The organism is Rhodococcus sp. 008, assembly GCF_001682295.1.
GTDB lineage: Bacteria > Actinomycetota > Actinomycetes > Mycobacteriales > Mycobacteriaceae > Rhodococcus_F > Rhodococcus_F qingshengii.
Window position 1 is genome coordinate 4223818 of the sequence record NZ_CP012749.1, and the last position, 14023, is coordinate 4237840.

1 protein-coding gene is annotated in these 14023 nt (G+C 60.7%); it reads left to right on the plus strand.

Annotated features, from left to right (window positions below):
* The first annotated feature begins 91 nt into the window (after positions 1-91).
* The gene (locus tag AOT96_RS19655; protein WP_065352164.1) at positions 92-13942 is read left to right on the plus strand and encodes a non-ribosomal peptide synthetase; all 13851 of its coding nucleotides are present in this window, start codon (positions 92-94) and stop codon (positions 13940-13942) included.
* The last annotated feature ends 81 nt before the right edge of the window (positions 13943-14023 follow it).

Consider the following 14023-nt stretch of genomic DNA (forward strand, 5'->3'; position numbering starts at 1 on the left):
TTCAGTATTTGCCCAGTGAACGCCTCCGGCCGAGCAGAACGCTGTGCTCGACCGGGGCGCACTTCACGAAAGTCAGTTGGAGGAAGTGTAGATGTCCGTCGGTATTCCGGGACCGCAGTCGCTGACGATCGAAGATCTGCCGAAGTTGGTGGCTGCAGTTGCGGCGGTAGATCCTGATCGTGTGGCTCTGAGCCACGGTGGAACCGAAATCAGCTACGGACGACTCAATGACGAGTTGGTCACTCTCGACACCGCGATGGGTGGGGCATTGGGGGCGGATGCCCTGGTTCCTGTTGTCGTTTCCACGGTGCTGCCAGAGCTGATCGGCAGCGAGGCCGACGGTCTCGGCGCGGTGGTCGACCGTCTCATCACCGACGGCACTTCGATCGTGGAGGTCGCGTCGGAGTCCGATGCACACGTGACCCTCGCAGGACTCTTCGACGAGCAGGTCGAGCGGACGCCGGATGCGCTCGCGCTGGATTACGCCGGAACGCAGCTCACTTACGCGCAGTTCGACGCGCGGGCGAACCGCCTGGCCCGTGAACTCGTCGCGGCAGGTGTCGGACCGGACAGCCTCGTCGGTCTCGCGATGCGTCGATCGATCGATCTCCTCGTCTCGATGTACGCGATCGTCAAGGCCGGCGGCGCGTACGTTCCACTCGACCCGGATCATCCTGCCGACCGTCTCGCTTACGTACTCGAGATCGCGAAGCCCACGGCTGTGCTCACACGAACGTCCGATGCCGTGGTGCTGCCGCACGGTACGCCCACGCTCGACGTCGACACCCTCGACTTGTCGGGTCGTGCCGAGACAACTGTCACCGACGCCGACCGGTTGACGCCGCTGCGCGCGGCCAACACTGCGTATGTCATCTTCACGTCCGGATCGACCGGACGCCCCAAAGGCGTTGCAGTCTCTCACCGTGCCATCGTCGCGAACCTGCAATGGCGTCAGACCGAGTACGGATTCACTGCCGACGACGTGATCTTGCAGAAGACACCCTTCACTTTCGATGTGTCCGTGTGGGAGTTCTTCTGGCCGCTGCAGGTCGGTGCATCGCTGGTGATCGCGGAACCCGACGGACATCGTGATCCGGTGTACGTGGCTCGCACGATGATCGAGCGCGGAGTGACGGCGGTGCACTTCGTGCCGTCGATGCTCGCCGTGTTCGTCGCCGAACCCCTTGTTGCGCAGGTCAAAACCCTTCGCTACGTGTTCGCTTCCGGTGAGGCGTTGCCGGCTCGAACGGCGGCACGTCTGCGCGAGGTCAGCAGCGCTGGACTCCACAACCTGTACGGCCCGACCGAAGCCGCCGTCGACGTGACTTATTACGAAACCGGCGAGCAGGATCAGGTGTCGGTGCCGATCGGTGCAGCAGTTGCGGACACCGAGCTCCTGGTACTCGACGATGCGCTGCGGCCCTCGCCGTCGGGTGTAGCAGGAGAGCTCTATCTTGCCGGGATTCAGCTGGCCAGGGGTTACGTGTCGCGTCCCGATCTCACGGCAGACCGCTTCGTGGCGCGGCCCGGCGCTACTGACGGATCCCGGATGTACCGAACCGGAGACCTGGTGCGCTGGCGCGGTGCCGGAGCGAACCGTCAGCTCGAATACATCGGTCGCACCGACTTTCAGGTCAAGCTCCGCGGTCTGCGCATCGAGCTCGGTGAGATCGAGGCGGCACTGCTCGATTGCGAAGGTGTTTCCCAAGCCGTGGTGATCGTCCATTCGGACGAAACGATCGGTGACAACTTGGTGGCCTACATCGTCGCCGAGGGTATCGATTCAGAGAATCTGACGTCGTCGCTTGGCGAACGGCTACCCGACTACATGATCCCTGCCATGTTCGTCGAACTGGACGAGTTTCCGCTCAACGCCAGCGGCAAACTGGATCGAAAGGCTTTGCCCACACCCGAATTCGTGTCGAAGACGGTTGAGTACCGCGAGCCCGTGACACCCACCGAAGCCGGTGTGGTCGCGATCTTTGCCGATCTGCTCGGGCAGGACCGGGTAGGGGCAGATGACGGCTTCTTCGAACTGGGCGGCAACTCGTTGCTCGCCACTCGCGTGGTTGCGCGGATCAATGCCGAACACGGCATCTCCATCGACATGCGCAACTTCTTCGACGCACCCACCGCCGCAGAACTTGCCGTCTTCATCGACGAAGCGAAAATCTCAGAAGACCGCAAGGCTCACGTTCCCCTGATCCCTCGCGAGCGCCCCGAGTTGGTTCCGCTGTCTTTGGCACAGCAGCGCATGTGGTTCCTCAATCGATTCGAACCAGAATCGGCAGTCGACCATATTCCGGTCGCGCTGCGGCTCAGCGGAGCGCTCGATGTCGATGCGTTGCAAGGCGCACTCGAGGATTTGATCGAGCGGCACGAGATCCTTCGGACTGTGTACCCGGAGGTCGACGGCGTCGGATATCAGCGCCTGGTCGACATTGCAGCCGTGGTACCGAACCTGACTCCCATACGGGTGGACGAGTCGGCGATCGTCGAGCGCGTGACCGACTTCGTGACTCCGGGATTCGACGTGACCACCGAGGTTCCGATTCGGGCGGCACTCTTCCAATTCGCCGCCGACGAATTCGTCCTCGTGTTCGTCGTCCATCACATCAGCGGTGACGGGTTCTCCATGGGACCGTTGACCAAGGACATCGTTTCGTCTTATGTGTCTCGGACACAGGGAATTTCGCACGATCTTGCTCCGCTGCCCGTACAGTTCGCCGACTTTGCACTGTGGCAGCGCGAGGTTCTCGGCAGTGAGGACGACCCGGATTCTCTGATCACTCGCCAGGTCGACTACTGGCGCCACGCATTGGCCGGTATTCCCGATCAGCTCGATCTTCCGTCGGACCGCCCGCGCCCGCGCGTCGCGTCGAACCGGGGAGCCGGGCACACATTCACGATCGAGCCTGACCTTCACCAGGCTCTCAATCGAATTGCGCTCGACAACAACGCATCTCTGTTCATGGTGTTGCACAGTGCCGTGGCGATTCTGCTGGCGCGGTTGTCGGGGACTTCGGACATCGTGATCGGCACTCCGGTCGCCGGTCGAGGCGATCAAGCTCTCGACGACCTGATCGGAATGTTCGTCAACACACTCGTCCTCCGCACGGAGGTTGATCTCGAAGCTTCGGCACGGGACATGATTTCGCGGGCGCGCGAATCCGACCTCAGCGGCTTCGGGCACGCCGATGTGCCATTCGAGCGACTGGTGGAGGTACTCAACCCCGCCCGGTCTCAGGCACGGAACCCGCTGTTCCAGGTGATGCTCTCGCTGCAGAACCTGGGACAGAGCATGCAGCAAAGTCTGGAGGTTCCGGGACTGCGCATTTCCGGACTGGACGTAGAGTCGTCGGCCGCGAAGTTCGACCTCCAATTCACTGTGTGGGAATCTGATACCGCGGACAAGGTCGGTGGTTTGACCGTCGCACTGGTCTATGCGACCGACCTGTTCGACGAGTCGTCTGCCAAATCAATCGGAAAGCGGTTGATTTCAGTTCTCGAAGCAATGGTTGCCGATCCCTCGGTTCGGGTTGGTGATGTGGATATGTTCGATTCGGGTGAGCGATCTTTGGTGCTCGAGTCGTGGAATGGCACTGCGCATGAGGTTGCGGATGTGTCGTTGGTGGACGTGTTCGATGCTCAGGTGGCGGCGTCGCCGGATTCGGTAGCTGTGTCGTTCGAGGGTGTTTCGCTGTCATATGCGGAGTTCGATTCGCGGGTGAATCGTCTTGCCCGGTACCTGGTTTCGGTGGGTGTGGGACCGGAGTCGTTGGTGGGTGTGGCGGTACGTCGGTCGGTTGATTTGTTGGTTGCGGTTTACGGCGTGCTCAAGGCTGGCGGTGGGTATGTTCCGGTAGATCCGGATCAGCCTGCGGAGCGCAATGCGTACGTGTTGGAGTCGGCGTCGCCGGTATGCGTGATAAGTACCTCTGACGTTGGATTCGATGCCGGTGTGGTACCGGTGGTCGAGGTTGATGTCGTTGATGTGTCTGGTTTTTCGGATAACCCTGTTTCGGATATCGATCGGGTCTCGCCTTTGCGGTCGGGGAATGCGGCGTATGTGATTTTCACGTCGGGGTCGACGGGGCGTCCGAAGGGTGTGTCGGTTTCGCATGCGGCGATTGTGAATCGGTTGGCGTGGATGCAGGACGAGTACGGGTTGGATTCGTCGGATGTGGTGTTGCAGAAGACGCCGTTCACGTTCGATGTGTCGGTGTGGGAGCTTTTCTGGCCGTTGCAGGTTGGTGCTCGGTTGGTGGTGGCTGTGCCGGATGGGCATCGTGACCCGCGGTATTTGACGTCGGTCATTGTGGGGGAGGGTGTGACGACGGTGCATTTCGTGCCGTCGATGCTCGAGGTTTTCGTGACGGATTCGTCTGTGGCTGCGTGTGTTTCGCTGACTCGGGTGTTCGCGTCAGGTGAGGCGTTGCCGGCGAGTGTTGTTGCCGATGTGTGGGCTGTGTTGCCGGGTGTCGGGGTGCACAATTTGTATGGTCCGACCGAGGCGGCGGTGGATGTGACGTTCCACGAGGTGGTGCCGGCGGATGTTCTGGGGGTGCCGATCGGTGCTCCGGTATGGAATACGCAGGTGTTTGTTCTGGACTCTCGATTGAGTCCGGTGCCGGTAGGTGTTGCGGGTGAGCTGTATCTGGCGGGTGTTCAGCTGGCTCGTGGGTATGTGGGTCGGCCGGATTTGTCGTCGGATCGATTTGTGGCGAATCCGTTCTCGGGTGATGGTGGGCGGATGTATCGCTCCGGTGATGTGGTGCGGTGGACTGCGTCGGGCGAGTTGGAGTACATCGGGCGTAGTGACTTTCAGGTGAAGTTGCACGGTTTGCGGATCGAGCTCGGTGAGATCGAGTCGGTGATTCGTGAGCACGAGTCGGTGTCGTCGGTAGTTGTGGTTGTGCGTGAGGATGTGTTGGTTGCGTACGTTACGGCCGCTGGTGGTGTGGTGGACGTTGACGAGTTGAAGAGAGTTGTTGCGGGTCGTCTGCCGGGTTACATGGTGCCGGCGGTGGTGATGGTGCTGGAAGAGTTGCCGTTGGGTGTGTCGGGGAAGTTGGATCGGAAGCTTCTTCCGGATCCGGTGTTCGTGGCGCGCGAGTTTCGGGCACCGTCGAGTGTCGCCGAAATCGCTGTGGCCGGCGTCTTCGGAGATGTTCTCCGGTTGGAACAGGTCGGTCTGGATGACGACTTCTTCGAGCTCGGCGGAAACTCTTTGGTCGCAACGCAGTTGGTGGCTCGCGTAGGTCAAGCGCTCGACACTCAGGTTCCGGTGAGGGTGTTGTTCGATGCTTCGACTGTCGAAGGTTTGGCAGCGCAGGTTGAGTTGATCGCAGGGGCAGGAGGGAGGACCGCGCTAGTGGCCCGCCCACGGCCGGCGTTGATCCCACTCTCACTAGCTCAGCAGCGAATGTGGTTCCTCAGCCGCTTCGATCCTGATTCTGCCGTCAACAACATTCCAATCGCATTGAATATCAAAGGCGTCCTGAATGTTTCGGCGCTGAGGCATGCGATTTCTGATGTAATCGAACGCCACGAGTCGCTCCGGACCGTCTATCCGGAGCAAGGTGGACAAGGACACCAGGTAGTCCTCCCGTCGTCCGAGGTGCCGGTTGAACTGACACCGAAGGTCATCGACGCCTCGCATATTCACAACGAACTTCTGAGTTTCGCGCTCCAGGGTTTCGACGTGACGTCAACCGTTCCGGTTCGAGTCGGGTTGTTCGAACTTGCAGAGGATTCGTACGTTCTGGCCTTCGTTGTGCACCACATCGCAGCGGACGGCTTCTCGATGCGCCCGTTGACTCGGGATGTCATGGTTGCCTACACCGCTCGGGTTTCGAACGGCGTTCCGAATTGGACTCCGCTCGAGGTGCAGTACGCCGATTATGCACTCTGGCAGCGGGAGGTCCTCGGCGACGAGGACGACCCGGATTCGTTGATCTCGGCTCAGCTGGACCACTGGCGCTCCGTCCTCCGTGATTCTCCGGAAGTGCTTGCGTTACCGGCTGACCGATCCCGCCCGGTCGTCGCCTCGAATCGTGGCGCTACGTATCGCTTCTCCGTCAGCGAAGAGATTCGGTCGAGCTTGGACTCACTCGCACGCGAGCGGAACGCATCGCTGTTCATGGTGGTGCATTCGGCCCTCGCCGTGCTTCTCGCAAGGTTGTCCGGTACCAGTGACATCGTGATCGGTACTCCGGTTGCAGGGCGAGGCGAAAAGGCGCTCGACGATGTGATCGGTATGTTCGTGAATACACTGGTCCTGCGGACTCCTGTTGACCTCGCCAGTTCGTTCAGTGCGCTCGTCTCGGCAACGCGGAGGACAGACCTTCAGGCGCTCGGCAACGGCGATGTTCCGTTCGAGCGGCTGGTCGAGGTGCTCGATCCCACCCGATCGCAGGCACATCACCCGCTGTTCCAGGTCGCGTTGTTCTTCCAGAACATGTCGCAGGATGCTTTGGAGCTTTCGGGATTGGAGGTCTCAGGCGTCGAGTTCGATGCCGGTATCGCGAAATTCGATCTTCAACTTACTCTCGCTCCCCGCGTCGAAGATGCGCTCGAAGACGGCATGTTCGCCGAGTTCGCATACGCCACAGATCTGTTCGACGAGTCGACGATTCGTGGATTCGCCGATCGGTTCACCAGGATCCTCGAACAGGTGGTCGTGGATCCGTCGATCACCGTGGGTGACATCGAGCTGTTGGACGAGGCCGAGCGCGAGTCGCTGTTGACTGCGCGCAACTCCACCGCACATGACGTCGGGAACAGTGAGACATTGGCTTCGCTGTTCGACACTCGCGTTGCGTTGGCACCCGATGCTGTTGCCGTGGTGTTCGACGGCCAGTCGCTGACCTATGGCGAGTTGTCGGAACGTGTGAACAAATTGGCACGCAAGCTGATCGAAGATGGTGTCGGGCCCGAATCGTTGGTGGCCTTGGCGATGCGTCGATCGCTCGATCTGGTAGTAGGTATGTACGCGGTGATCGCCGCGGGCGGAGCCTACGTGCCCTTGGATCCCGATCACCCCGCCGAGCGAATCGGGCACATCCTCACGACGGCCGATCCAGTCTGTGTGCTGTCGACGACGAGGGACGCTTTCGTAGCGCCGAACGGCGCCGACGTGCTGTTGATCGACGCTGCTGATTTCTCGAGCTATTCGCCTTCAGTCGTTTCCGATGCTGATCGTCGCGGTCGTCTGCATGATGTGAACGCCGCCTACGTGATCTTCACCTCGGGTTCCACGGGCAAGCCCAAAGGCGTTGCGGTGTCGCATCACGCCATCGTGAACCAGGTCCTGTGGATGCAGGATCAGTACTCCATCGGCACAGAAGACGTCTATCTGCAAAAGACTGCAACGACGTTCGACGTCTCGTTGTGGGGATACTTCACCGCGCTTCTGTCCGGTACGAGTGTGGTGCTGGCATCTCACGACGGACATCGAGATCCCGCGTATCTGGCTGGTCTGATCGAAGATCATCGGGTGACGCTGACGGACTTCGTTCCGTCGATGTTGACCGTCTTCGCGGCTTCGGTTCCAGAGCGCGCATTGGTGTCGCTGAGGGACGTCTTCGTGATCGGTGAGGCGTTGCCGGTCGAGACGGTACGTGCATTCGCTCAGGTGTCGTCTGCAAGCTTGCACAATGTGTACGGCCCAACCGAGGCTGCGGTCTCGATCACCTACTACGAGGTCGATGGATCGGAGTCGACAGGGATTCCGATCGGGGTGCCCGAGTGGAACTCGCAGGTCTACGTGTTGGACAGTCGGTTGCGGCCGGTGCCGGTAGGCGTTGCAGGTGAGCTGTATCTGGCCGGTGATCAACTGGCGCGCGGTTACGTCGCGCGACCCGATCTCACCAGTGATCGTTTTGTCGCGAACCCATTTGTGGAGGCGAGCGACACGAACGGTGAAATCAATCCCGGTGTCAGTCGGATGTATCGCACCGGGGACCTGGTGTGGTGGAACACCGCAGGCGAACTCGAGTATGTCGGGCGTACCGATTTTCAGGTCAAATTCCGTGGTCAGAGGATCGAACTGGGTGAGATCGAGTCAGCTCTGCTGGCGCATTCGACGGTAGCTCAGTGTGTGGTCACTGTGGCATCCACCGATATGGGCGATCAGCTGGTCGCATATGTGATCGCGGTCCCGGATTCTGTGATCGACGTAGAAGTCTTGAGGAATGCGCTTCCTGAATCGCTACCTGTCTACATGATTCCGAACGCGATCATGGTCTTGGACGAGTTGCCTCTGAACTCGTCTGGGAAGTTGGATCGGAAGTTGTTGCCGGAGCCGGTGTTCGAGGTTGCGGTGTTCCGGGCCCCGGTCACGCCGGTAGAACAAATTGTCGCTTCTGTTTTCTCGGCGGTACTCGGGGTCGAGCGAGTGGGTCTGGATGACGACTTCTTCGCACTCGGCGGAAACTCTTTGATTGCTACTCGAATGGCCGCTCGGTTGGGGCAGGCGCTCGATGCACAGGTTCCGGTGCGGGTGTTGTTCGAGGCGTCGTCGGTGGAGTTGTTGGCTGCGCGGATGGAGTCGGAGATTGGTTCGGGTGCGCGGGCGGCGTTGACTGCTCGGGTGCGTCCGGAGCGGGTGCCGTTGTCGTTGGCGCAGCAGCGGATGTGGTTCTTGAACCGTTTCGATACGTTGTCGTCGGCGAACAATATTCCGGTGGCGATTCGGTTGTCGGGGTTGTTGGATGTGGCGGCGTTGGACGCTGCGGTGTCGGATGTTGTTGTGCGGCATGAGATTTTGCGGACGGTGTATCCGGAGGTCGACGGTGTCGGGTTCCAGGAGGTGTTGTCTGCGGATCGGGTGCGGTTGGATTTGTCGCCGGTGGCGGTGTCGGAGTCCGATGTCGTTGGTGCGGTGACGGAGTTCTTGTCGGCTGGTTTCGATGTGGCGGTGGAGGTTCCGGTTCGGGCGCGGTTGTTCGCGGTGTCGGAGTCGGAGTTCGTGTTGGCGATGGTGGTTCATCACATCAGTGGTGATGGTGTGTCGATGGGGCCGTTGACGCGTGATGTGATGGTGGCGTACGAGGCTCGTTCTCGGGGTGAGGTGCCGGGGTGGACGCCGTTGGCGGTGCAGTATGCGGATTACGCGTTGTGGCAGCGGGAGACTCTCGGTTCGGAAGATGATCCGTCGTCGTTGATTTCGCGTCAGATCGGGTTCTGGGAGTCGGCGTTGGCGGGGTTGCCGGATCAGTTGGATTTGCCGGCTGATCGTCCGCGGCCGGCGGTGGCGTCCAATCGTGGCGCCAAACACGCTTTCGTTATCGACGCGCCAGAGCATCATTCTTTGAAAAAAATTGCCCGTGAGTCGAATTCGTCCTTGTTCATGGTGGTGCATGCGGCGTTGGCGGTGTTGTTGTCGCGGTTGTCGGGGACGTCCGATATTGCGATCGGTACTCCGGTGGCGGGTCGTGGTGAGCAGGTTCTCGATGATTTGATCGGGATGTTCGTCAATACGTTGGTGTTGCGGACCGAGGTGGATTCTTCGGAGTCGTTCTCGGGGTTGTTGGGTCGGGTTCGTGAGGGCGATCTGGGTGCGTTTGCGCACGTAGATCTGCCGTTCGAGCGGTTGGTGGAGGTGCTCAATCCGGCGCGGTCGCAGGCGCGTAATCCGTTGTTCCAGGTGATGCTGTCGTTCCAGAACATGGAGCAGTCGGTGCTTCGACTTGGCGATCTGACAGTTGCGGGAATCGACGCCAACACGGTGGCGGCCAAGTTCGATCTGCAGCTGACCATGGTCGAGCAGTTCGACGAGGCGGGTGCCCCGGCGGGGATGGCGGCGCATTTCACGTACGCGACGGATCTGTTCGACGAGTCGACGGTGGCAGGCTTTGCCGGCAGGTTCGGGCGCATCCTTGCTGAGATCACTGTTGATCCGTCAGTTCGGTTGGGTGATATCGACGTACTTACCGCTGCTGAGCGCAGCAACCTTCTCAGCTGGTCCGCTGGTGGGCGCACAGCGTTGGCAGGCGCGTCCTTGACTGCGATGTTCGAAGAACAGGTTGGGCGGACGCCTGATTCTCTTGCCGTCGAGTGCGATGGCGAGGCGCTGACCTATGGGCAGCTCGACGCCTACGCAAACGTGGTGGCCGAGCGATTGACGGCGGCCGGCGTCGGTCCGGATGACGTCGTCGCGTTGATCGTGCCGAGGTCGGTCGAGTGGGTCGTAGGTATGTTGGCGGCGTGGAAGGCGGGTGCTGCGTACGGGCCGATCGATCCGTCGTACCCACAGGATCGGATCGAAGCGATAATCGCCGACACCGGTGCCCGATGCGCGGTGAGTACGACGACTCTCGATCTGGCGGTGGACGTGATCGTCCTCGACAGCATCATGCGCGATTCGCCGATGGTGGAGAGGCCGACGGATCGATGGCGTGAACTCGGTGCGGGGGACCGCTTGGGGTATGTCATTTCGACATCCGGTTCGACGGGTCGTCCGAAGCCGACGTTGGTGCCGATGGCCGGCATCGAGAACACGGTGGCCTGGTACCGCAGCGAGTTGCCCGAAACTGGTGGTCTATTGATCGCGTCGTCACCGAGTTTCGACTTGACGCAGAAGAACGTCTGGGCAGCGTTGAGCAGCGGTCGGAGCGTAGTGCTTGCCTCGGACGGTTTCGATCCGGATGCGATCGTTGCTCGCGTCGGGCACGGTGACGTTGCAGTGGCGAACATGTCGCCGAGCGCGTTCGAAGCCGTGGTGGATTCCGACGAGGAGTCTGCTTTGAGCGTTCTCGATGTTGTGTTCCTTGGAGGCGAGTCGATCCGGCTTAATCGTCTTGGCAGTTTGTTGTCAGGCGGAGTACGCGTGGTGAACAGTTACGGCCCGACGGAAGCGTCGGACGTGGTCTCGTTCCACGCGGTGACTGCGCATGACACCGTCAGCGTTCCGATCGGTGCACCGGTGCCGAACATGGATCTGTTCGTTCTGGATCGGTCGTTGGGTATGGTGCCGCCGGGCGTGATCGGCGAGTTGTATGTCGGTGGTGTCGGTGTCGGTCGCGGATACGGAAACCGAGCGGCGTTGACGGCGGAGCGTTTCGTCGCCAACCCCTTTGCGGGCGGGGAAAGGGGCGCCTCAGATGGCGGCAGCAGGTTGTATCGAACCGGCGACCTCGTCAGGTGGAACGGTCGGGGCGAGCTCGAGTACATCGGCCGATCGGATTTCCAGGTCAAACTGCGGGGGCAGCGTATCGAACTCGGCGAGATCGAATCTGCTCTGATCTCGCACGAGGCGGTTTCAGATGCGGTGGTCGTCCTGCACAGCGATGCGACGTTCGGCGACAGCCTGGTCGGGTATGTCGTGGGAACTGCAGTAGATGCGTCGGAAGTTCTGGAGTCTGCCCGGGCCGTGCTTCCGACGTACATGGTGCCCTCGAAGGTTCTTGTCCTCGACGAGCTTCCACTCAATGCGTCGGGCAAATTGGATCGAAAGGCTCTCCCGTCACCGGTATTCGAGGCAGCAGAGTTTCGGGCGCCGGTCACAGCGGTGCAGGAAATTGTTGCGTCGGTGTTCGGAGATGTGTTGGGCGCGGAGCGGGTCGGTCTGGATGACGATTTCTTTGCGCTGGGTGGTAATTCGTTGATCGCTACCAGGTTGGCAGCAAGATTGGGGCAGGCACTCGATGCGCAGGTCCCGGTGCGCGTGCTGTTCGAGAACTCGACAGTGGAAGGTTTGGCTGTAGTAGCGCAAAAGACCGCAGGTTCCGGTGCGAGGATGGAGTTGGAGGCGCGGGAACGTCCAGAACGTCTTCCTCTGTCCTTGGCCCAGCAGCGAATGTGGTTGGTAAACCAGATGGATCCCGGTTCTGCGGCATACAACATTCCGTTGGCTCTGCGATTGACAGGGAACTTGGATGTCGCGGCTTTGCGCCAGGCTCTTCACGACGTTTTGGTTCGACATGAGTCGCTCCGGACCAGCTACCCGAGTGACATCGAAGGGCCGGTTCAGAAAATCGTCGCGATCGACGAACTCCTTTCGCCTCTCGAAACGATTCAGGTGGACGACGAGGCCGCGGCGTTCAATCGCGTCGTGGAGTTGGTGACGACCGGATTCGACGTAGCTCAGGAGGTACCTGTACGCACTGGGTTGCTCGAGTTGGGCCCGGCAGACTTCATATTCGTCTTGGTCGCTCATCACATCGCCGCTGACGGTGAATCGATGGGACCTCTTGCCCGAGACATGATGGTCGCCTACGAGGCTCGCGTGCGCGGCACCGCGCCGTCGTGGACGCCGTTGACTGTTCAGTACGCGGACTTCGCGATCTGGCAGCGCGAAGTACTCGGTAGCGCTGGCGAGGTCGGCTCACAGGCTGCACGGCAACTCGACTTCTGGCGCCGTACGTTGGACGGTGTGTCGTCGACGCCCGGATTGCCTTCCGACCGTCAGCGACCCGCGCAGATGTCTGCACGTGCCGGTGTCTCGGAGTTCTCCGTCAACGCGGAGACGGCGGCGCGGCTCAGCGAGATTGCGCGCGAACACAACGCCACATTGTTCATGGTTGTGCACGCTGCGCTTGCAGTACTCATCGCACGGTTGAGTGGAAGCCGAGATTTCGCGATCGGAACGGTAGTGGCCGGGCGAGGTGAGCAGCAACTGGACGACATAGTCGGAATGTTCGTCAACACGCTTGCACTCAGGACCGCTCCGGATCTCGGAGCGGGATTCGGCGACTTGGTCTCGCTCGTCCGAAACGTCGATCTCGAGGCATTTGCGAACGGAGACATCCCGTTCGAGGAAGTAACCGGCGCCTTGTCGGCGTCAGCGAGCGAGCTCTTCCAGGTTGCACTGTCGGTCGAACCGATGGCAGGAGCCTCGTTCAGTCTGCCGGATTTGAAGATCACGGCTGTCGAGGGTGTGGAGGCGACTGCGAAGTTCGACCTCCAACTCAATCTCAGTTCAGATCCGGTAACGGGAGGGTTGCTCGGCCATTTGGTTTTCGCTGCGGACCTTTTCGACCAAGCAACCGCCGACGCACATGTCGAGCGCTTCGTCCGCGTTCTAGATCGGGTCTCCTCGGATCCTTCACGTCCGATTGGTGACATCGGACTGCTCACCGACTCCGAACGAGCAGAAGTCCTCGGCTCCGTGGACACAACGCCGCCCCCGGCCGTTGGCGCTCCGACGGGCCGACTCGTGCCACAGCGATTGGCAAATTCCGTAGAGGCTGATCCTGATGCTGTCGCAGTCGTGTGCGATGAGGAGGAAATGACTTACCACGAGGTCGATGCACGATCATCTCGCCTCGCTCGCCACCTGATCAATCTTGGGATCGGTCCGGGCGACACGGTGGGGATCACAGGATTGCGTGGCATCGAACTGGTGGTGGCGGCCTGGGCGCTGTCCAAAGCCGGCGCGGCAGCTCTGGTAGGAGCTACAGGAGCAGCACGTGGGACAGAAACGGCTCCGAGTGTGGCCTTGGCGTTGATTTCGGGTGAGGCCGAATCTGACGTACCGCTGGACACGAGCCTCGACTTGGACCAGCCAGATGTTATCGAGTTGGTGGCGTCGTACTCGAGTCGTTCCGTGAACTACACGGACCGGCTTCGTCCGCTGAGCGCGGACGACATCGCGGTCGTGGTTGCCGGTTCGCACCCTGGCCAGATCACCCATGGAGAGCTCGCAGCGAAGTTGGACGCGATGTCGCAGAAGCACGATGTCGACTATGAATCGCGTTTGATGTACTTCGGTCCCGAGGAAGACGAAACATCGATTCTGACTATTCTGCTTGGCGGAGCGGTCGGTGGCGTCGTACTGCTGTACTCGGAAGCGGCGAAGGACGCAGAGTTACAGGAGCTACTTGCAGAGGAGTGGGTTTCGCACGCGGTTGGTCCGACAGACGTCTTCACAGGTGTTGTCGAAGGAGCTTTGCCAGATCTACGCCTGGCGTGTGATCCCGCGACGTGGACTCTGAGCTGACGCCGCCGTTCACGAAGTTGATGGACTCCCATATCCCGAACAGTCCGATGATGTCCACTCCGCGACAGCTGTAACAATGGT